Raw genomic sequence first — 21847 nt, 5'->3', positions numbered from 1 at the left:
CTGCGAAGTGCCCCTAGGCTGAAACCCATTGCCCGCCCCGCGCATTCCCCAAGGGAAGGCAGGAGCAGGACATGACCGAACCACGACATGGGGGCCGGCTATCGCTAGTCACCGCAGCCGCCATCGCGCTGGCATTCGCCGGGACGCCGGAGGTCGGGGCGCGGGAGCTGGGGGCGCAGGAGGTCGGGGCGCAGGCCGGTCCCGCCGCTTCCCTTGGCGCAAATCTGGAGCGGTTCGAATATCCGTGGGAGGTCCGGCAATTCCCGGTCACGATCGGGATGCAGCAGGCGCAGATGTCCTATATGGACGTGCAGCCCGAACAGCCCTCCGGCCGCACGGCATTGTTGCTGCATGGCAAGAACTTCTGCGGTGCGACGTGGGAGGATACGGCAGAGGCGCTGCTGGGTGCCGGGTACCGCGTCCTCATCCCCGACCAGATCGGCTTTTGCAAATCGTCCAAGCCGCGTGAGGCGCAGTACAGCTTTGCCATGATGGCGCATTTCACCCACGCCCTGATGGCAGAGCGCGGGATAGAGGAAGCGGTCGTCATCGGTCATTCGACTGGCGGCATGCTGGCGATGCATTTTGCGCTGATGTTTCCGGATGCGGCAAACCGGCTGGTGCTGATCAATCCGCTTGGCCTGACCGACCGGATGGCCGAAGGGGTCCCCTATGTGCCGCTGGACGCCCTGTTCGAGCAGGAACGGCAAAAGGACTTCGCCGCGATCAGGCAATATCAGCTGAACACCTATTACCACGGCGAGTGGCAGCCGCGCTATGACCGCTGGGTGGCGATGCTGGCCGGTCAATACGCAAGCGAAGATTCGGACGAAGTCGCTCTTGCGCAGGCCAAGACCAGCGAAATGATCCTGACCCAGCCCGTTTCGCAGCATCTGGACCGTCTGGAGCTGCCGGTGACGCTTATGATCGGCATGCTCGACACGACGACTTTCGGCAAGGGACAGGCTCCGCCCGATGTCGCCGCCAGCTTGCGCCCGATCCCCGAACTCGCGCCTGAAGCGGCTGCGCTCATGCCGCAGGGGACGCTCGTGACCTTCCCCGACCTGGGCCATTCGCCGCAGGTCGAGGCCCCTGCCCGCTTCGAAGCGGAACTGCTGGCGCTGCTGGACGAAGGAGACGGCGAATGAGCGCGCCAAAGGGCATGGCCGGTGTCGACCGGCGCGGTTTCTTCATGGGCGCTGCCGCCGCCTCGGCCATGGCGGCCATGCCAATCCGCAGTTTTGCGCAGCCCCGCAGCGACAGGCCGATCCTGTTGCGCGGCGCCTATGTCATCACGATGGGTCCGGGCGGCGATCTGCCGCGCGCCGACGTGCTCGTCCGGGGTGGAGAGATCGCGGCCATCGGGCCGGCACTGACCGCCGGGGATGCGGAGATCGTCGATGCGGCGGGGCAGATCCTGATGCCCGGTTTAGTCGATACGCACACCCATATCTGGCTGTCGCAGATGCGCGGATTGTTCGGGCGTTCGGCCGAAACCCGATACTTCCCGCTAGTCGAGCGGCTGGGGGCTGCCTATCGCGCCGAGGACATGCGCATCGGCACCTTGTTCGGCGCAGCCGGGGCCTTGCAGGCAGGCATCACCACGACGCTGGAATATTGCGACAATATCCGCATGCCGCAGGACGCGGAAGCGGCTTTGGCAGGGCTGGTCGAATCCGGCATTCGCGCTCGCTTCCTCTATGCCGGGCACGACCGGCTTGCGCCGAGCGAACCGCTGGATATCGACCATCTGGCGCGGCTGCATGACAGCAGGGCGGACTGGGCGAAGGGTGCTCCGGTCGAACTCGGCCTGGGATGGCGCACGCCCACCGCCGACGCGGGTGAGGCGGTCACGGCACTGGCAGTGGAAGAGCTTGCACGGGTGCGCGCGCTGGGCCTGCCGGTATCGACCCATATCAGCGGCGACCGCGGACCGGACCAGCTGGCCTTCCTGATCGAACGCGGACTGATGGGCCGCGACATGCTGCTGGTCCATGCCACCGGTGCCGATGCGGGCGCCCTTGCCGCGGTGGAGAATGCGGGGGCGGCGATCGCGCTGACGCCTATCACCGAACACCGGATCGGCTTTGGCCTGACCATGCTTGGCCATTATACCGGTACGGCAAGCCGCGTCGGCCTTGGCATCGACGGCGCGCTGGGCGGCGCGCCCGACATGTTCGCGGTCATGCGAAACGCCCATATGGTGCAGACTGCAGCCAGCGGCGACGAGCTGGCGATCCTGCCGCGCGAGGTGCTGCGCCTCGCCACCATGGGCGGCGCGGAAGCGATCGGGATGTCGGACAGGATCGGCTCGCTCGAACCCGGAAAGCGCGCCGACATGATCCTGATAGACCCCTCCGCGCTCAACATGGGTTTTCCCGCCACCGACCCCAGCGCCCTCCTCGTCTATTCGGCAAAGCCCGCGAATGTGCGCATGACCATGGTCGAAGGCCGGATCCTGCAGCGCGGCGGCAGGTTGACGATGCTGGACGAGCGGGCCGTCGTCGACGCCGCGCAGGCGTCGATAGAGGGCGTGATGGAGCGCGCCGAAAACTGATCCTGTTCCGCCTATGGCGTGACCCCGGCGTGCCCTGCGGTCAGCCCACCTGCCGCGGTACGCCTTTCCTGCCGATCTCGCACACCAGCCCTTCGTCCCAATGCCCCAGCGAACTTGCGGCGCGGAAAGTTGAGTGGAGGAAATCGAGCAACGCACCCCGCGGATCGGCTGCGGTGCGCACCGCTTCATAGGGCAGGACGAACTCGCCGAGGCCGCTGTCGAAACGGGCCGCTTCGGGCATCACTTTCTGCGCGTCGAAGCCGTCCGGGGCCGGATAGGCATACGAATAGAAGCACTGCTCCTCGATCCCGCCGCCGCCGGGCCAGAAGCCTGCCGAACTGACTTCGTGGCTATAGGCCTCCCTCGTGACGGCGTTGGGCAGGTTGGGGATGCCGCCGGGGTGCAGCGGCGCGCGCTTGCCGGAAAAGCGCGTCACCGCCAGATCGAAGCTGCCCCAGAACAGATGGACGGGGCTGACCTTGCCCAGGAATGCGGTGCGGAATTCGCCGAACACCGCGTCGATCCGCACCAACGCGCGGTGAAAGCGCGACACCGCATCGGCATCCCACGGCCGCTGCGCCGTGTCCTGCTTAAAGGGAACGACTTCGGGTAGTTCGTTGGGGGACCCGTGATATTCGGGCGATCCCCCGACCGCCGCGACCGTCTTCTTGAACCGGGCATCGAAGTCGGCGACCGACATCGGCTCCAGCGCGAAGCCGCGGCTTTCTCCCCTGCTGCAGGATATGGTCAGCCTCTGGCGCTGCAGGTCGAACTGGACGGTGATGCCCGGTCCATCGGGGATCAGCCCAGTCGTCAACCCGTCGGCGTTGACGTAAAGCGTCGCGTGCCACGAATGGTTGACCCACGGCACATGCGCGAGGCGATATTTGCCGACGATCTGGGTGTACAGGTGCAAAGCCGCGCAAGTCTCCTCCATGGCTGGAAAGGAATGTCGGGCCATTCGGGTCGATCGGTCATGCGTGCCATCCTTGCTGTCCGCCCAGCCGGATGAATCCCGCCAAAGACGCCCATTGGCAAGGCCCTTGGCAGGTGCAGCCGGATCAGCGCAGCTTGGCGATGGAAATCGAATCCTGCTTGGCGCGCTGTTTGACCGATTCCTCGCTGCGGGTCAGCGTCTTGGCGATCGCCTTCAGCCCCATGCCCTTTTTGGCGAGCGTGTGCAGTTTCTGGATCTCGTCGGATCGCCAGGGCTGTTTGTGTCGTTCGAAGCGTTCGGCCATCGCAGGGCCTTAGCGGCTGATGGACGGCATGGCTATGGCGCCGCATCACCGGTTGCCGCTCCGATTGCCCGATGGTGCAGGTGCGGGTGACATCGCAGCGCGCCGCCCCATATTGATGACATGTCCGAACTCATCGTCTGGCACGACGGCGCCTGTCCCCTCTGCCGCCGGGAAATCGCCCTGATGCGCCGCCTCGACCGGCGCGGCGCGATCCGTTTCGTCGACGTCAGCGAGGGGGCGGACATGCAATGTCCCATCGACCGGGCCGACTTGCTGGCACGCTTTCACGCCAGCGAGGATGGCAGGCTGCTGTCGGGCGCAGCGGCTTTCGCGGCGATGTGGCGCGCGATACCGTTGCTGCGCCCGCTCGGCCTGCTGGCGCGCAATCCGCTGATGCTGGCGCTGCTGGAGCGGGCCTATGGGATGTTCCTGCGGATCCGCCCCCGCCTTCAGCAACTGGCGCGGCGAGGTCCGGCCCTGCGCAAGACCGCCGTGGAAGGACAGAAGTCATGAGGCCGCGCCCCGACCCGACAGGACCCGGTCAGGAAAGCGTCTGGGGGTTTCCCCGCCCCGCGATCGCGGAACCCTCCCCCGCGCATATCGTGATCGAACATGCCGGCACCATCGTCGCCGACAGCCGCGCCACGATCCGCACGCTGGAGACCAGCCATCCGCCCAGCTATTACATCCCGCCCGCCGATATTGCCGAAGGCGTGCTGCGTCAGGCCGACGGCAGCTCTTTCTGCGAATGGAAGGGCCATGCCGTCTATTGGGATGTCGTGATCGGCGACAATGTGCTGCCCCGCGTCGGGTGGAGCTATCCCGATCCCACTCGCGCCTTCGCGAAATTGCGCGATCATGTCGCCTTTTACGCCGCGCCGTTCGACCGATGCAGCGTGGATGGCGAAACTGTGACCCCGCAGCCCGGCGGCTTTTACGGCGGCTGGATCACCAGCGGCTATTCCGGTCCGTTCAAGGGCGTGCCCGGCAGCCGGTTCTGGTGAGGTCATGAGCGATAACCCTTTCGACGGTCAATTGGACAGCGGGGGCCGTACCGTCCCGCGCGGCCGCCTGTCGCGGCTGGGCCAGTTCGGACGGCTGGCGGGCGGCGTCGCGGGCGGCATGGTCGCCGAGGGCGCGCGCCGGATCGCGGATGGGGAGCGCCCTCGCATGCGCGACATGTTGCTGACTCCCGGCAATGTCACCAAGGTCGCCGACCGGCTGTCGCATCTGCGCGGCGCGGCGATGAAGCTGGGGCAGATGATCTCGATGGATGCGGGCGACATGCTGCCCCCGGAACTGGCCGAGATCATGGCGCGGCTGCGCGAAAATGCGCATCACATGCGGCCTCAACAGCTGCAGAAGGTGCTGGCCTCGCAATGGGGCGCGAATTGGCGGACGCGGTTCCGACAATTCGATGCGCGCCCCATCGCGGCGGCCTCCATCGGGCAGGTGCACAAGGCCGTCACGCATGACGGGCGAGAGCTGGCGATCAAGGTGCAATATCCCGGCGTGCGTGAAAGCATCGACGCCGATGTCGACAATGTCGCCACCCTGCTGCGCATGTCGGGCCTGCTGCCGCGCGAACTCGACATCGCGCCATTGCTGGCGGATGCAAAGCGGCAGCTGGCCGAGGAAACTGCCTATCGGCGCGAGGGCGAGCAGATGGCGCTGTTCGGGCAATTGCTGGCCGACACGCCCGAAGTCGTCGTCCCCGCGCTCGACAGCGAGTTCACCACCGACAGCGTGCTGGCGATGAGCTTCCTGCCCGGAAAGCCGATCGAGACGCTGGAGAGCGCGCCGCAGGACGTTCGCAACAGCGTCATGCGGGTGCTGATGTCGCTGGTGCTGCGCGAATTGTTCGAATTCGGGGTGATGCAAACCGATCCCAATTTCGCCAATTACCGCTATCAGCCGGACAGCGGGCGGCTCGTCCTGCTCGATTTCGGGGCCGCGCGGCCCGTGGCCATGGAAACCTCCGAAGCCTATCGCCGCCTGCTTCGCACCGGTTTCGCAGGGAATCGCGACGCGGTGCGGACGGCGGCGGTGGGGTTCATCGGCCCCGGCGCGGTGCATGGCCACCGCGAACGGATCGACGCGATGCTGGACATCGTGATCGGCGAGATGACCCGCGAAGGCCCCTTCGATTTCGGCGACCGGCAGTTCGTTTCCGTCCTGCGCGACGAGGGCATGGCGGTGGCGGCGGACCGGGCGACATGGCATGTGCCGCCCTCGGACCTGCTTTTCGTCCAGCGCAAGGTCAGCGGCACCGCGCTGCTGGCGGCGCGGCTGAAGGCGCGGGTCGATGTCCGCGCCCTCGCCCTGCCTTGGGTCGAGCAGCCGGTCGCCCCCTAGAAGACCATCCGCGCCGTCACCGATGCATTCAGCGGCCGTGCGGGCTGGATGTTGTTGTCGCCATGCGCGCTGGGATAATAATCCTCGTCGAACAGGTTCTCGACATTGACCTGCAGCGCCAGCCGCTCGTTCACGGTGAAATAGCCTGCAAGGTCGACCCGCGTATAGGACGGCAGCGTCACCGCATTGCTGAGCGAGGCATACTGGCTCGAGCTGTGCACGATGCCCCCGCCGATGCCGAATTGCTCGCTGAAATCATAGCGGGTCCAGGCGGTTACGTGATGGTCGGGCACCTGCTCCAGCACCGTGCCGGGCTCGACGCTGCCAAGCCGCGAGCGGACCTCGCCGTCGAGATAGGCATAGCCGATGTTGGCGTTCCAGTTGGGCGCGATTTCGCCCGCCAGTTGCAGTTCGACGCCCTTGGTGCGGGTCTTGCCGGTCAGGATGACCAGCGTCGGATCGTTCGGATCGGCGGTCTGCCCGTTGGTCCGGTCGAGCTGGAAGATCGCGCCGGTCACCAGCAGTTCGGGCCGCGGCGCCCATTTGAAGCCCGCCTCGATATTCTCGAACTTCTCGGGCTCCAGTTCCGCCGAACCGGGGCTGAGGACCAGGAATTGTTCGCCCGCCTGCGGCAGGAAGCTTTCCGAATAGCTGGCATAGAACGACAGCGCCTGCTCGGGCTTGACCACGATGCCGAAGCGCGGGCTCCATTTCTCGTCCTTGCGCGCGGCGGGCGTGCCGCTGACGAGGTCGGTGCTGTCGAGATCGAAGCTTTCGAAACGCACCCCGCCGATCAGCTCGACATGCTCGCCAATGGCAATCTGGTCCTGCACATAGGCGGCCAGTACGGTCAGCTCCGACGCGCGATTGCGCGCCAGCGGCTGCACGAAAAACGAAGGAACCGCGATGTCCTCGGCCAGCGGCACCTGCACCGAAGTCGGGCCATCCGGCGCACCGAAGCGCACGGTGTCGCGCGCATTGGTCGTGTCCTGTCCGATCGCCTCGAACCCTGCGAGGAAGGTGTGACCGATTCCGCCGGTATCGCCCTGCCAGACGAGGTTGGCCTGCCCGATCCAGTTCTGCCGCGTGGTCGCGTCGCGATAGCCCGACAGGGTCACCAGATCGCCGTCGGTGCTGCCCGGCACGATATTGCCATACACCTTGTCGTAATCGGCGAACTGGCCGCTGACATTGATGCTGAGCCCATCCGACAGCTGGTGATCGACGCGGGCGCGGGCGATATGGACCTGCGCGCTTGCCTCATTGAAGTCGCGGTCGCCGAAGAATGTGCGGTCATAGCCGGTCAGAGGACCGCCGTTCAGCGAAGGCACGCCGCGATCGGTCACGCGCTCGTCGTCGTCATAGCTATAGCCCAGCACGACGCGCGTATCGGGCCCGGCGTCGAGCGTGACGGTCGGGCTGATACCGAAGAAGCGCCCTTCATAGGCATCGCGGTGGTTGTCGAATTCCTGATATGTCGCGTTCAGCCGGGCCGCAGCCGCAGCCGAAAGCGGCGCGTTGATGTCCGCACCCAGCGCGAAGGCGCCGAATGTGTCCACCGTCGCGTCAGCCGCGACAAAGCTCTTGCCGGGGTCTGCGATCTTGCTGACGCGGTTGATCGCCCCGCCGCTGCCGCCGCGCCCGAAGATCAGCGCATTGGGGCCCTTCAGCACCTCGATCCGCTCGATATTATAGAGCGAGCGGTAATATTGCGCATCGTCGCGGAGGCCATTGAGGTAGAAGTCGGCGGTGCTCTCCTGCCCGCGGATAAACACCTCGTCGCGGTGCCCCTCGCCCGTTTCCAGCGTCACGCCCGCGACGAAGCGCAGCGCATCGTTCAGCTGGCGGATGTTCTGGTCCTCGATCTGGTCGCGCGTCACGACCGAGATGGATTGCGGCACGTCGATGACCGGCGTCGGGGTCTTGGTCGCGGTCGATCCGTCGTCGATCGCATAGCCGTCCAGCGCCGCGGAGACGAGGATCTCCTCGGGCAGATAGGACCGGCGCTCCTGCGCTTCGGCACCCTCTTCCGCCAGCGCGGGACTGGCCAGCAGCACAAGCGGCAATGCGGCGGAAAGATGGAGGACGCTTCGATGGATACGGCGGCTGAACATGACGGCTCCCTGATTCTTGCGACTGGTTCGCATTTAATTCACAGCGCCGCTAATGCGAGTTTGTTGCAGTTGCAATATCTAATTTGCACGTCCCGGATTTTCGTTCCGGAACAGTTTTCACGAGCGGTCGGTTGCAGAGTCACCCGGCCATCGGGGCTCGGCCGGGTGATGGAAAAGACAAGAGAGGATGTAGCCCATGAGCCATTCCCTGCCCGACGAGCTGGTTAAGAAGGCGAAGGATCTGTGCCGCATGGCCCACGACCGCGAGCTTTCGCTGGCGGCGGCTGAGAGCTGCACCGGCGGTCTGCTGTCCTCGCTCCTCACCGATCTGGAGGGGCTGAGCCATGTGTTCGAGCGGGGCTTCGTTGTTTATTCGAAATCCTCGAAATGCGAACTGCTGGGGATCGAAAGGCGCCTGGTGGACGATTGCGGCGCGGTCAGCCGGGAGGTGGCCGAGGCGATGGTCGAGGGGGCGCTTGACCGGTCGGATGCGGATGTGGCGATTGCCATAACGGGTTTTGCCGGACCTCCCGGCGACGATGGCCCCGGCGGCGATGACAAGGTGGAAGGATTGGTCCATCTGGCATGTCAGCGCCGCGGCGGGCCGCTTGGCCACCGGGAAGAGCATTTCGGCGCAATCGGGCGCGATCCCGTGCGAATCAAGGCTGCGGGCGTGGCTTTGGACATGATGATGGCGGCCATCGACGGCCAGAAGGACGAGCGTGACGAAAACGACTGAATTCGCCGATCTGCACATCCATGGCTTCGTCCGCGTGGCCGCCGCCACGCCGCGTGTCCGTACTGCCGATGTCGCCTTCAACCGCGACGCCGTACTGGCCGAGGCGCGGCGCGCGCATGACGCGAACGTCGACCTGCTGGTCTTTCCCGAACTTTGCGTCTCGTCCTATGCGCTCGACGATCTGGTGATGCAGTCCGCCCTTCTCGATGCTGCGGAGGCTGCGCTGGACGAGATCGCAGCCGCCAGCGCCGACCTCACGCCGCTGATGCTGGTCGGCGCGCCTCTGCGCCGGGCGGCGCGGCTGTATAATTGCGCCATTGCCATTCATCGCGGGCGAATCCTTGGCGCGGTGCCCAAGAGCTTTCTGCCCAATTACCGCGAGTTCTATGAGAAGCGCTGGTTCGCTGCGGGACGCGGCTTCGCGGACGCGCAGATTGCAATCGGCGGCGAAAGCGTACCCTTCGGCACCGACCTGATCTTCGCGGCGAACAATATGCGCGGCTTCAGCGTATTTGCCGAGATCTGCGAGGATTTCTGGGCCCCCGATCCGCCCTCGACCCGGGGCGCGCTGGCGGGCGCGACCATTCTGGCGAACCTCTCGGCATCGAACATCACCATCGGCAAGGCGGACGAGCGGCACATGCTCTGCCGCTCGCAAAGCGCACGCACGGCCTCCGCCTATGTCTATTCGGCGGCGGGCCACGGCGAGAGCACGACCGACCTCGCGTGGGACGGGCAGGGCATGATCTATGAGCTGGGCGATCTGCTGTGCCAGAGCGAGCGTTTCTCGCTGGAGCCGGAACTCTGCGTCGCGGATGTCGATTGCGAACGCATCGCGGGCGACCGGCTGCGGCTGCAGACCTTTGGCGATGCCGCCGATGCAGCGGGGCGGCCCGAAAACCGGTTCCGCACGATCAGTTTCGAACATCGCCCGGCCACCGGCGATCTGGGATTGCGCCGTCCGGTGCGCCGCTTCCCCTTTGTGCCCAACCGCCAGAACAAGCTGGACGACGATTGTTTCGAGGCGTTCAACATCCAGGTCGACGGGCTGATGCGCCGGTTCCAGGCGACCAGCGGCGACAGCATGGTGATCGGCGTTTCGGGCGGGCTCGATTCCACCCATGCGCTGATCGTCGCGGCCAAGGTCTGCGACCGGCTGGGTCTGCCGCGCGGCACGATCCGGGGTTATACGATGCCGGGTTTCGGCACCTCGGCAGGCACGAAATCGAACGCATGGAAACTGATGGACGCGCTGGGGATCGAGGCGGAGGAGCTGGACATCAAGCCCTCCGCCCGGCTGATGCTGGAGCAGATCGGCCATCCCTTCGCCGGCGGCGAATCGGTCTATGACACGGTGTTCGAAAACGTACAGGCGGGGCTGAGGACCGATTATCTGTTCCGCCTTGCCGGCCAGCACCGGGGCTTCGTGATCGGCACGGGCGATCTGTCCGAACTGGCGCTGGGGTGGTGCACCTATGGCGTGGGCGACCAGATGAGCCATTACGCAGTCAATGCGGGCGTGCCCAAGACGCTGATCCAATATCTGATCCGCTGGGCCGTGCGCACCCGCCAGTTCGACGATGCGACCGGCGACATCCTGCAGTCGATCCTGAACACCGAGATTTCGCCCGAACTGGTGCCTGAAGGCGAAGACGGCGAGATCCAGAGCACCGAAGACGTGATCGGCCCCTACGAGCTCAACGATTTCTTCCTGCATCACATCGTGCGTTTCGGGCAGCGCCCATCGAAAGTGGCGTTCCTGGCCTGGCACGCATGGCGCGACGCGGCCGAGGGGAGCTGGCCCTTCGAATTTCCCGAGCATGAGCGGCGCGAATATGATCTGCCGGTGATAGTACGCTGGCTCGAATCCTTCCTGCGCCGTTTCTTCGCGTTCAGCCAGTTCAAGCGGTCCGCCATTCCCAACGGGCCCAAGGTGTCGTCGGCAGGCGCGCTCAGCCCGCGGGGCGACTGGCGCGCGCCGTCGGACGCCACCGCCGCGCCGTGGCTGGAGGAATTGCATGCCAATATCCCGGCCGAGGCACTGCCGGGCGCGACCGGCGCCTGAACGGCCTTACTGAACGGCCTTACTGCCCGGTAGGCTCTTGCCAGCCATCATGCTGCAGTGCAGTAAAGGCGGTATGCGGATCGCCATCATCGACGAAAGCGCCTCGCGCGCATCGATCATCGAAGAAGGCCTGTCGCAGCTTCCCGATTGCGAGATTTCGGTGGTCACCAATCGCCACGGCCTGCTGGCACGCATGGCCGAGATCGACCCCGAGATCGTGCTGATGGACCTCGGCAATCCGTCGCGCGACGTGCTGGAGGAATATTTCGCCGTCAGCCGCGCCCTGTCGCGCCCCATCGCCATGTTCGTCGACCAGTCGGACGACGATTCCATCGCCGCCAGCATCGACGCGGGCGTATCGGCCTATGTGGTGGACGGCCTGGCGGCCAATCGCATCCGCCCGCTGATCGAGATGGCGGTGCGCCGCTTCAACGCCTTTGCCCGGTTGCAATCAGACCTTGCCGAGGCGAACAGCAAGCTGGCCGAACGCGCCAATATCGACAAGGCCAAGCGCATCTTGATGGACACGCGGGGCATTACCGAGCCGGAAGCCTATGCCGAACTGCGGCGCAAGGCGATGTCCTCGTCCAAGCGGATCGCCGACATCGCCGAGGCGCTTGTCACCGCGCACGAGCTGATCGGCAAATGAAACGGGGGATGGAAATGCAAAGGGGAGCGCGCCTGTGACGCAGCAGCTGAAAGTGGGCTTTCTGCCGCTGGTCGACGCGTGCCTGCCGATCATAGCGCAGGAACGCGGCTTTGCCGAGCAGGAGGGGCTGGACCTGCATTTCGTGCGGGATGTCAGCTGGGCGACGGTGCTCGACCGGCTGCTCTATGGGCACAGCGATGTCGCGCATATGCTGGCGCCGCTGGCCATCGCGACCACGCTGGGCCGGGGTCGTCCCGCACAGCCGCTGGTCGCGCCGTTCGTGCTGGGGCTGAACGGCAATGCGGTGACCTTGTCCAACGTGCTGGCCGATACGCTGATGCCGGGCGAAACCGACAGCCTGTGCGACCCAAGGGAACTTGGCGCGCGGCTGCGCGAAGAAGCGCTGGCCCGCAGGGATGCGGGCCGCCCGATCCGTCTTGGCGTGGTGCATCGCTACTCCAGTCACAATTACATGCTGCGCTATTGGCTGGCAGGCTGCGGAATAAGGCCGGACGAGGATGTTGAGATCGTCACCGTCGCCCCGCCCTTCACCGCCGACGCGCTGGCCAGCGGCGAGATCGACGGCAGCTGCGTGGGTGAGCCGTGGAACTCGGTCGCGGTGGACCGCGGCGTGGGCCGGATCGTACTAGCGACCGCGCAGATCTGGCGGCGCGGCGTCGAAAAGGTGCTCGCCATGCGCCAGCCGGTGCTGGACGAGCGGCGCGACGCGGTCGAAAAGCTGATCCGCGCGCTGCGCCATGCGGGGGAGCATTTCGTGGACCCGGCCAATTGGGAAGCCAATGCCGAATTGCTGGCGCGGCCCGAATATCTTGCATCGGACCCTCGGCTGGTGCTGGGGGCGATCTCTGACCGGCTGGTGCTGCGGCAGGACGGCCCGGCAGTGCACTATTCCGATTTCATGTTCCAGCACCGCGAGGCGGCCAATTTCCCGTGGATCAGCCAGGCGCAATGGCTCTACACGCAGATGGTCCGGTGGGACCGCATGGAATACGACCCCGCCGATGCCGCCAGGGCCGCCGCCGTATTCCGGCCCGACATCTATCGCAGCGCCCTGCGCGGCGCGGATTCGCCCCTGCCCGGCGCAAGTTCCAAGGTCGAGGGCGCCGTCAAGGGCATGATCGGCGCCAGCACCGAGCAAGGCCATCTGGTCATGGAGCTCGACGCATTTTTCGATGGCAAAACCTTTGATCCCGAACAACTTGAGGAATATCTGGCCAGCCAGTCGTGATCGAAAATTCATGGTGCAGTGCAAAAACCGCTTTACGGGTCCGCCGCGAATCGGCTAGACAATGGGCACAGCGCAAGGATCGCCGCCCATGGACGGGTGACCAAGCGAACCTCGCTGCACTTACGAAATTGCGTGGCAATGTCGCCGCCCGAACCTTCCATGCGGAAGTGTTTCGAGGCGGCTTTTTTGCGTTGTCCGACGATAGAGGGATCGAGTGGCGATGTTCGGATGTGACGGGAAGAATACGGGACTGAAGCGGCGCACCGTCGTCGTGGCCATGCTGGCTTCGGTCGCGCTGGTCGGCTGCGGCGGCGGCGGCGAGGCCACGAGCGAAGCGGTCGCCGCTACCTCGGTCGACGGACAGCCCGAGAAACCGAACCTGAAGCTGGGTTTCATCAAGCTGACCGACATGGCGCCGCTGGCCATCGCCAAGGAAAAGGGGTTCTTCGCCGAGGAAGGGCTGAACGTCACGCTGGAGCCGCAGGCGAACTGGAAGGTCCTGCTCGACGGGGTGATCGGAGGGCAGCTTGACGGCGCGCACATGCTGGCGGGACAGCCGATCGCGGCGACCATCGGCTATGGCACCAAGGCCGATCTGATCGCGCCGCTCAGTCTCGACCTCAACGGCAATGCGATCACACTGTCGAACAAGGTCTGGTCGCAGATCAGGGCGGATCTTCCCACCGAAGGCGGCAAGATCCGGCACCCGATCAGCGCAGCGGCCCTGAAGCCGGTGGTCGATTCCTATGCCCAGCAGGGCAAGCCCTTCAACATGGGCATGGTCTTCCCCGTCTCGACCCATAATTACGAGCTGCGCTACTGGCTGGCGGCGGGCGGGCTGAACCCCGGATACTACACCGATGGCGACGTGTCGGGCACGGTCGATGCCGATGTGAAGCTGTCGGTCACCCCTCCCCCGCAGATGCCCGCCACGCTGGAGGCAGGCACGATCGAAGGCTATTGCGTCGGCGAGCCGTGGAACCAGGCCGCGGTGCAGAAGGGCATCGGCGTGCCGGTCATCACCGATGACGAGATCTGGCACGACAATCCGGAAAAGGTGTTCTCGATCCGCAAGGATTTCGCCGAGCAGAACCCGGCCACCACCGCCGCCATGCTGCGCGCGATCATCAAGGCGCAGCAATGGCTGGACGCCGACAATGGCGCGAACCGGGCCGAGGCGGTCAAGATCCTGGCCCAGCCCAACTATGTCGGCGCGGACGAGGAAGTGATCGCGGCCTCGATGACGGGCAAGTTCACCTTTGAAAAGGGCGACACCCGCGATGCCAAGGGCTTCAACATCTTCTTCGATAAATATGCGGGCTACCCGTATTACTCGGACGCGATCTGGTATCTGACGCAGATGCGCCGCTGGGGCCAGATTCCTCAGGACCATCCCGACAGCTGGTACATCGAAAAGGCGAAATCGGTGTACCGTCCCGACCTTTATCTCGCGGCGGCGAACAAGCTGGTGGCGGACGGGGTGATCCCGGCGGCCTCCATCCCGCAGACCGACGGGTTCCGGGGCGAACAGAGCGGCTTCATCGACAATATCAGCTTCGATGGATCGCAGCCCAATGCCTATCTGGCGAAATTCCCCATCGGCCTGAAGCAGGGTCAGCGGGTCGCCGCTTCGGGCGTGACGGGCCAATAAGCTACCGGCCAATAAGCTGCCGGCCAATAAGCTGCCGGCCAGCAACCAACCAGTGACCGCGAACAGGAGCGATCAGATGGCGACCGTATTTGCAGACAAGTTCGACGACGGCACCGCGCAGCCGGCGACTGAGGCCATGGCAGGCTCGGTCGCGGGCAAGGTGGCCGCACCGGCGGAGACGGGGGGGAGCGCCGTCTCGCCGCTGTCGGGCTTCATGGCGAAATGGGGCCAGACCATCGTCGCTCCGGTGCTGGGCATCCTCGCCTTTCTCGGCCTGTGGGCGGTGCTTGCTCCGCAAGTCGATACCTCGCTGGGCGCGCTGCCGGGGCCGGTCGAAGTTGCCGAGCAAGGCGTCAGCCTGTTCGGCGAATGGCAGGCGGCGCGCGAGACCGAAGCGCAGTTCTATGCCGATCAGGAGGCGCGCAATGCGCAGGCCATGGCGGCAGGCAACACGGCGGCGGTGCGCGACTTCGAATATGCGGGCCCGCCGACTTTCCTCGACCAGATCTTCACCTCGCTGAAAACGGTGGCGCTGGGCTTTGGCCTTGCCACGCTGGTCGCGGTGCCGCTGGGACTGGCGGCGGGACTGTCGCCGCTGTTCAACGCGGCGATCAACCCGCTGATCCAGATCATGAAGCCGGTCAGCCCGCTCGCATGGCTGCCCATCGTGACCATGGTCATCAGCGCCACGATCAGCAGCGTCGATCCGATCCTTCCCAAGGCCTTCGTGATCTCGGCGCTGGTGGTGATGCTCTGCTCTTTGTGGCCGACGCTGATCAATACCGCCGTCGGCACTGCTAGCATCGACAAGGACCTGCTGAATGTGGGCCGCGTGCTGAAACTGGGCTGGTTCGCCAAGCTTCGCCGCCTGGTCCTGCCGGCCAGCCTGCCCTATATCTTCACCGGCATGCGGCTGTCGCTGGGCGTGGGCTGGATGGTGCTGATCGCCGCGGAAATGCTGGCGCAGAATCCCGGCCTCGGCAAGTTCGTGTGGGACGAATTCCAGAACGGATCCTCGCAGTCACTGGCGCGCATCATGTTCGCGGTGGTCGTGATCGGCTTCATCGGCTTCGGCCTCGACCGCATCATGATGAGCCTTCAGGCGCTCGTCTCCAAGAACCACCAGATCTGATCGCCCGGAAGAGGAGAGCGGACATGCAGCCGATCCTTTCGCTGAAGAACGTGACGAAAAGCTACACCGGCAAGACCGGCGGCGTCACCGAAGTGCTGGGCGGTATCGACCTGGACGTCGAGGAAGGCGAATTCATCGCGATCCTGGGCTTTTCTGGGGCGGGCAAGACCACGCTGATCAGCACCGTCGCGGGGCTGGTTCAGGCGGACGGCGGCGAGGTGCTGCTGCGCGGCAAGGCCATCGACGGGCCGGACCGCGACCGGGGGCTGGTGTTCCAGTCCTACTCGCTGTTTCCCTGGCTGACGGTGCAGCAGAATGTCGCGCTGGCGGTCGACGCGGTGCACAAGGACCGCAGCAAGGCCGACCGCGCCGCTCTGGTCCGACAGAAGGTGGAACTGGTCGGGCTGGGCCATGCGATGGACCGCAAGCCTGCCCAGCTTTCGGGCGGGATGCGCCAGCGCGTGTCGGTGGCCCGCGCGCTCGCCATGGAGCCAGAGATCCTGCTGCTGGACGAGCCGCTCTCCGCGCTCGACGCGCTCACCCGCGCCAAGCTGCAGGACGAGATCGAGCGCATCCGCGAGGAGGAGAAGCGCACCATCATCCTCGTCACCAATGACGTGGACGAGGCGCTGCTGCTGGCCGACCGCGTGGCCGTGCTGACGCCCGCGCCCGCCGCAAGGATCGGCCAGATCTTCGACGTCGACATCGCCCGCCCGCGCGAGAGGGAGGCGATGAACGACGACGACCGCTACAAGGCCCTGCGCGGGCGCATCGTGAACTATCTGGCAAAGCTGAACGATGCCTCGTCCAGCGTCGGCGAAAGCGCGACCGAACTGCCCGGCGTGATCCCGCTCGACCTCGCGCCCCCGCCCAAGGCCTATCGCGAGGCGGGGCAGAGCAATGTCGAGAACCGCTATCTGGAATTCTTCAAGCTCGATAAGGTGTATCCGACGCCCAAGGGCCCGCTGACCGTGGTCGAGGATTTCAACCTGATCATGAACCGCGGCGAATTCGTCTCGCTGATCGGCCATTCGGGCTGCGGCAAGTCGACCGTGCTGACCATGGCGGCGGGCCTGAACGAGATTTCGAAGGGCGGCATCGTCCTCGACAACCGGGAAATCAGCGCGGCGGGACCGGACAAGGCGGTGGTCTTCCAGGCCCCCAGCCTGATGCCGTGGCTGACCGCGCGGCAGAACGTGGCGTTGGGGGTCGAGCGGGTCTATCCGCATGCCGCCCGCGCCGAGCGCCGCGACATCGTGGATTACTATCTCGACCGCGTCGGGCTGGCCGATGCCAAGGACAAGATGGCCGCCGAAATGTCGAACGGCATGCGCCAGCGTGTCGGCATCGCCCGCGCCTTCGCGCTCAGCCCGCGCCTGCTGCTGCTGGACGAGCCCTTCGGCATGCTCGACAGCCTGACGCGCTGGGACCTTCAGGACGTGCTGGTCGAGGTTTGGAACCGCACTAAGGTCACCGCCATCATGGTGACGCATGACGTGGACGAGGCGATCCTGCTGGCCGACCGCGTCGTGATGATGACCAACGGCCCCAATGCCACCATCGGCAAGGTGCTGAAGGTCGACCTGCCGCGTCCGCGCGATCGCAAGGCGCTGCTGGAGGATCCGAAGTTCTACCAATACCGGCAGGAGGTACTGCACTTCCTGGCCGAATATGATCACGGTCCCTCGGCCAAGGCGGCCTGACCGTTTCGCCCGGACCGGAAGGATCCGGCCGGGCCCCGATTGACCGAATTCACGCCGCGATTCCGGGCAAGGGCGCCCGGTAGCGCAGGCGAAGAACACCCGGCGGGCGCATGAGGGGCCCGCTTTCCACCCACATCGGCGGGCGACGAAGCCTGCCCTTTCCAGACGACACCGGGCCGCGCTGGCCCGGAAGGGAGGCCTTGTATGAAGAAGAAACTTGCCTTGCTGTGTGCCGCATCGGCCATGGGCTCCGCCGCGCCGGCCTGTGCCCAATCGGGTCCGTTCGCGGCCGCTCCGGTTCAGATCGCGGACGACACCACGCTGGACCTGATCGTCGACGGCATGCTGCGCTATGAAACCGTCAGCCAGCCCGATACGCCGCTGCAGGACGCCGACGCGCTGACCTTCCGCATGCGGTCGGGCGCCGAACTGGTCAGCCATGGCTTTTTCGTGCTGGGCGAAGCGGAAGCGACGCTGGCCATCGTCGACAATTACAACGACACCATTCCCGGCAACGGGATCGAGCCCTATCCCGTCGTCCCCGATCCCGAGAACGTCGAGCTCAACCGCCTGCAGATCGGATACAAGAGCAAGGCGGGCACGCTGACCGTCGGGCGCCAGCGCATCATCCATGACGATCACCGCTTCGTCGGCAATGTCGGCTGGCGGCAGAACGAGCAGACCTTCGACGCGGTGCGCGCCCAAGGAAAGATCGGGCCGGTGGCGCTGGACGCGACCTATGCGATCTCGCAGCGCACGATCTTTGGCATAGACAGCCCCAATGCGCATTTCGACGGGGACATGATCCTGCTGAACGGCGGGATCGACGTGAAGATCGCGCAGGTGAAGGCCTTTGCCTATCTGCTGGACTATGACGAAGAGAAGCCGGGCCGGCTTGTCTATTCCAGCCAGAGCTATGGGTTCCGCGCGATGGGCGCCGTTCCCATCGGCGAGACGTTCAAGCTCGATTACCTCGCCAGCTATGCGCGGCAGAGCGATTACGGCGACAACCCGGTGTCCTATGACGCCGATTACCTCAACGGCGAGGCCGGTTTTGCCATCGGCCCGGTCGGGCTTAAGGGCGGATATGAATTGCTGGGCAGCGACGACGGCGCGGCCGCGTTCCAGACCCCGCTGGCGACGCTGCACAAGTTCAACGGCTTTGCCGACCTGTTCCTCTCCACGCCCGCCACCGGCCTGCAGGACTATTACGGGACGGCCAGCATCAAGCTGGGCGATGTCGCGATGATGAAGGGGCTGGGCGCCAATATCATCTATCACCAGTTCGACAGCGATGTCGGCGGCATCGATTATGGCAGCGAATGGGATGCGGTGATCAGTTTCAAGCTGGGCGCGATCGGGGTTCTGGCGAAATATGCCAATTACCAGGCCGCCAATTTCGGCACCGATACCGAGAAGTTCTGGCTGCAGGCCGGTTTCAGCTTCTGATCCGGAGCCGCGTCTTGCTGCAGTCCCATAAATCGCGTTATAGAGGCAGGGTCGATGCCGCGGAGCCCATGGTCGGGCTTCGCCGCATGGCATCGACCCCAAATCGCGACGCGCGTGGCAATGGTGCCGCCCGAACCTGCCCGATGGGTGCAGGATCGTGGCGGCTTTTTTGCGTGCGCATGACGGAAAGGTTGACGTGACCATGACCGCAATCCGCACCACCTGCGCCTATTGCGGTGTCGGCTGCGGCATTGCCGCGCGCGTCACCGGCCCGCGCCGGATCGAGGTGGCGGGCGATCCGGACCATCCCGCCAATCACGGGCGGCTCTGTTCCAAGGGCACGTGGCTGAGCGAGACCACCGGGCTGGAAGGCCGCCTGCTGCATCCGATGATCGGCGACGAGCAGGCCGAATGGGACGAAGCGCTGGAGCTGGTGGCGCAGCGGATGCGCGCCGCAATTGCCGAACATGGCCCTGATAGCGTCGCGTTCTATGTCTCCGGCCAGCTGCTGACCGAGGATTACTATGTCGCCAACAAGCTGCTGAAGGGCTTTGTCGGCACCGCCAATATCGACACCAATTCGCGGCTGTGCATGGCCAGCGCGGTCGCCGCGCATAACCGGGCCTTTGGTGAAGACGTGGTGCCTTGCAGCTATAAGGACCTCGACAGCGCCGATCTGATCCTGCTGGTCGGGTCGAACACCGCATGGTGCCATCCGGTCATCTGGCAGCGCATCGAACAGGCGCGGGAACAGCGCGGCACGAAGCTGGTCGTGATCGACCCGCGCCGCACCGAAACCGCGGAACGCGCGGATTTGCACGTGCCGGTCGCGCCCGATGGCGACGTGGCGCTGTTCAACGCGCTGCTTGCCGCGATGCGCGAACGGGGGCTGCTCGACGGCAGCTACATGGCCGAACATTGCGAGCAGCCCGGCGGGTTTGTCGACGGTCTGGACGCCGCCGCTCATGGGCTCGATCCCGGAATCTTCGCGCAATTGTGCGATCTGGTGGCCGACCATCCCCGCATGGTGACCCTGTTCAGCCAGGGGGCGAACCAGTCCGTTTGCGGAACCGACAAGGGCAATGCGATCATCAATCTTCATCTGGCGACGGGGCGGATCAATCGCGCGGGCAGCGGCCCGTTCAGCATCACCGGCCAGCCCAATGCGATGGGCGGGCGCGAGGTTGGCGGGCTGGCCAATATGCTTGCTTGCCACCTCGGCTTCGAGGATGACGAGCGCGCCTCCGTCGCCGCGTTCTGGAACGCGCCGAACCTGTGCTCCGGCCCCGGCAGCAAGGCGGTGGAGATGTTCCGCGCCGTGCACGACGGGCGCATAAGGTTCCTGTGGATCATGGGCACCAATCCCGCCGTATCCATGCCCGACGCGGGCTTCGTGCGCGAGGCGCTGGCCCGCTGCGAAACGCTGGTCGTGTCCGAAGTCATCGCCGAGACCGACACGGCCAAGCTGGCCGACATCCGCCTGCCCGCGCTCGGCTGGGGTGAGAAGGACGGCACGGTCACCAATTCGGAACGCCGCATCAGCCGCCAGCGCGCACTGCTTCCCGCGCCCGGCGAAGCGCGCGCCGACTGGCGGATCCTGTGCGACATTGCGGACAGGCTGGGGCACGGCGCGGCGTTTGCCTTCGGCCATCCCGCCGAGATCTTCGCCGAATATGCCGCCATGACCCGGCTGAGCGTTCGGCACGGAAGGCTGTTCGACCTGACCGATTGGGCCGGATGCAGCCGCGAGGAGTATGACGCGATGCAGCCGTTCCGCTGGGGCGGCGCGCATCCGGCAGGCGGGCGCTTCGCCTTTCCCGACGGCAAGGCGCGGATCGTCGCGGTGGAGCCCCCTGCCCCGCCGCCCGTCAATCCCGATTTCCCGCTGCGCCTCAACACCGGGCGCTACCGCGACCAGTGGCACACGATGACGCGAACCGGGCTGAGCCCGAAACTGTCGATCCATCGCCGCGAGCCTCTGGTCGAAGTCGCGCCTGACGATGCGCAGCGCTTCGGCCTGACTGACGGCGGCTTTGCGCGCGTTTCGACACCATGGGGCGATGCCGCCTACCGCGTGGCGGTGACCGATGGACAGCACGGCGGCGAGATCTTCGTGCCGATGCACTGGACCGACCTGACCGGCAGCGGGCGCACAGGCAGGCTGATGCACCCGGCAGTCGATCCGGTATCGGGCCAGCCCGGCTTCAAGAATGTCGCGGCCGCGATTGCCGCCGTCACGCCCGACTGGCGCGGCTTTCTGGTGACGCGCGAGCCTGTGCGGCCCGGCAGCCTGTTCTGGGCACTGGCCCGCGTCGAAGGCGGGTGGCTGACCGAGCTGGCCGGAACGGGCGCCGTTGATGTCGACGCGCTTTTGCCCGCAGGCATCAGGTCCGAAGCCGCGGACAAGGCGCAAGGCATGACCCGTATCACCGTGCGCGCAGAGGACGGCGTGCTCGCAGCCGTGCTCTACCTGACCCGCAGCGGATCCTTGCCCGATCGCGACTGGGTGACGCGGCAATTCGTGGCCGAGGATGCCAGCGCCATCGAATTGCTGGCGGGCCGCCCGGCCCGGCCTGCGCCCGATCGCGGAAAGCTGGTCTGCCTGTGCCTCGACGTGGGAGAGAACGACGTGCGATGCGCCATCCGCGAAGGCTGCGGCACGCTGAACGAAATCGCGGGAAGGACCGGCGCCGGCAGCAATTGCGGCAGTTGCCGCCCGCTGATCGCTCGCATGGTCGAGGAGGAGGCGCTGGCGAGCAGGGTGTGACGATTTCGCCCGCAATTACCGCAGCTTGGGTCATTCGGCCTTTTTGCATTGCAGCAATGGGCGAATCGCGGTAATAATGATGCATCGATGACAGGCCCCGTTTGGGCTCTCCGCGCCGAAGCGGTATTGTCATCATCCAGATCCAATCTGTAACAGCAGCAATGGCGCTGCGCGGT

At 65.6% G+C, this 21847-nt stretch carries 17 protein-coding genes; 14 read left to right on the top strand and 3 right to left on the bottom strand.

Annotation, left to right across the window (positions count from 1 at the left end):
- Positions 1–71 precede the first annotated feature (71 nt).
- Both AC4FIJ_RS02370 and AC4FIJ_RS02365 read left to right on the top strand, forming a co-directional pair.
- Positions 72–1148, top strand: coding sequence for an alpha/beta fold hydrolase (locus AC4FIJ_RS02370; protein ID WP_490335127.1), 1077 nt, complete (start codon positions 72–74; stop codon positions 1146–1148).
- On the top strand, positions 1145–2557 hold the full coding sequence (locus AC4FIJ_RS02365) for an amidohydrolase family protein (RefSeq protein WP_490335126.1): 1413 nt from the start codon (positions 1145–1147) through the stop codon (positions 2555–2557). Before AC4FIJ_RS02370 ends, AC4FIJ_RS02365 begins: the two co-directional genes overlap by 4 nt.
- Before the next feature lie 40 nt (positions 2558–2597).
- Here the strand turns inward: AC4FIJ_RS02365 and AC4FIJ_RS02360 are convergent, their stop codons facing one another.
- Entirely contained in the window at positions 2598–3473 is an 876-nt protein-coding gene (locus AC4FIJ_RS02360) for a DUF5996 family protein (protein ID WP_490335125.1), read from the bottom strand.
- A 145-nt stretch (positions 3474–3618) separates the two neighbouring features.
- On the bottom strand, positions 3619–3798 hold the full coding sequence (locus tag AC4FIJ_RS02355; protein WP_490335124.1) for a hypothetical protein: 180 nt from the start codon (positions 3796–3798) through the stop codon (positions 3619–3621).
- A 120-nt stretch (positions 3799–3918) separates the two neighbouring features.
- Here AC4FIJ_RS02355 and AC4FIJ_RS02350 point away from each other — a divergent pair, with 120 nt between their 5' ends.
- From AC4FIJ_RS02350 to AC4FIJ_RS02340, 3 genes are read left to right on the top strand one after another with little or no spacing between them, the layout of a single operon-like run.
- A complete protein-coding gene (locus tag AC4FIJ_RS02350) occupies positions 3919–4311 on the top strand; it encodes a thiol-disulfide oxidoreductase DCC family protein (protein ID WP_490335123.1) in 393 nt (130 codons plus the stop codon).
- Positions 4308–4802, top strand: coding sequence for a DUF427 domain-containing protein (locus AC4FIJ_RS02345; RefSeq protein WP_490335122.1), 495 nt, complete (start codon positions 4308–4310; stop codon positions 4800–4802). Before AC4FIJ_RS02350 ends, AC4FIJ_RS02345 begins: the two co-directional genes overlap by 4 nt.
- 4 nt (positions 4803–4806) lie before the next feature.
- The gene (locus AC4FIJ_RS02340) at positions 4807–6153 is read left to right on the top strand and encodes an ABC1 kinase family protein (RefSeq protein ID WP_490335121.1); all 1347 of its coding nucleotides are present in this window, start codon (positions 4807–4809) and stop codon (positions 6151–6153) included.
- Here the strand turns inward: AC4FIJ_RS02340 and AC4FIJ_RS02335 are convergent.
- On the bottom strand, positions 6150–8267 hold the full coding sequence (locus tag AC4FIJ_RS02335; protein ID WP_490335120.1) for a TonB-dependent receptor: 2118 nt from the start codon (positions 8265–8267) through the stop codon (positions 6150–6152). The two genes, AC4FIJ_RS02340 and AC4FIJ_RS02335, sit on opposite strands and share 4 nt — an antisense overlap.
- 196 nt (positions 8268–8463) lie before the next feature.
- Between AC4FIJ_RS02335 and AC4FIJ_RS02330 the strand changes: the two genes are divergently transcribed.
- The 9 genes from AC4FIJ_RS02330 to AC4FIJ_RS02290 all read left to right on the top strand — a co-directional run bounded on the left by AC4FIJ_RS02330 (position 8464) and on the right by AC4FIJ_RS02290 (position 21671).
- Positions 8464–9006 (top strand): CinA family protein, encoded by a 543-nt coding sequence (locus AC4FIJ_RS02330; protein ID WP_490335119.1) that lies wholly within the window; start codon positions 8464–8466, stop codon positions 9004–9006.
- The gene (locus AC4FIJ_RS02325; protein WP_490335118.1) at positions 8990–11071 is read left to right on the top strand and encodes an NAD(+) synthase; all 2082 of its coding nucleotides are present in this window, start codon (positions 8990–8992) and stop codon (positions 11069–11071) included. The genes AC4FIJ_RS02330 and AC4FIJ_RS02325 overlap by 17 nt, the downstream gene beginning before the upstream one ends.
- A 73-nt stretch (positions 11072–11144) precedes the next feature.
- Positions 11145–11720 (top strand): ANTAR domain-containing response regulator, encoded by a 576-nt coding sequence (locus tag AC4FIJ_RS02320; RefSeq protein ID WP_490335117.1) that lies wholly within the window; start codon positions 11145–11147, stop codon positions 11718–11720.
- 34 nt (positions 11721–11754) lie between these two features.
- Entirely contained in the window at positions 11755–12969 is a 1215-nt protein-coding gene (locus tag AC4FIJ_RS02315) for an ABC transporter substrate-binding protein (protein ID WP_490335116.1), read from the top strand.
- 220 nt (positions 12970–13189) lie between these two features.
- Positions 13190–14620, top strand: a complete 1431-nt coding sequence (locus tag AC4FIJ_RS02310) for a CmpA/NrtA family ABC transporter substrate-binding protein (RefSeq protein WP_490335143.1) — start codon at positions 13190–13192, stop codon at positions 14618–14620.
- Positions 14621–14696: 76 nt separating this feature from the next.
- A complete protein-coding gene (locus AC4FIJ_RS02305) occupies positions 14697–15752 on the top strand; it encodes an ABC transporter permease (RefSeq protein ID WP_490335115.1) in 1056 nt (351 codons plus the stop codon).
- A gap of 23 nt (positions 15753–15775) precedes the next feature.
- A complete protein-coding gene (locus AC4FIJ_RS02300) occupies positions 15776–17455 on the top strand; it encodes an ABC transporter ATP-binding protein (RefSeq protein ID WP_490335114.1) in 1680 nt (559 codons plus the stop codon).
- Positions 17456–17659: 204 nt separating this feature from the next.
- A complete protein-coding gene (locus AC4FIJ_RS02295) occupies positions 17660–18904 on the top strand; it encodes an alginate export family protein (protein ID WP_490335113.1) in 1245 nt (414 codons plus the stop codon).
- A gap of 202 nt (positions 18905–19106) precedes the next feature.
- On the top strand, positions 19107–21671 hold the full coding sequence (locus AC4FIJ_RS02290) for a nitrate reductase (RefSeq protein ID WP_490335142.1): 2565 nt from the start codon (positions 19107–19109) through the stop codon (positions 21669–21671).
- Positions 21672–21847: the final 176 nt, after the last annotated feature.

This window comes from Croceicoccus sp. (assembly GCF_983967925.1).
Note: the sequence above shows the minus strand (reverse complement) of the source record. Positions and strands in the feature narration are given on the sequence as shown.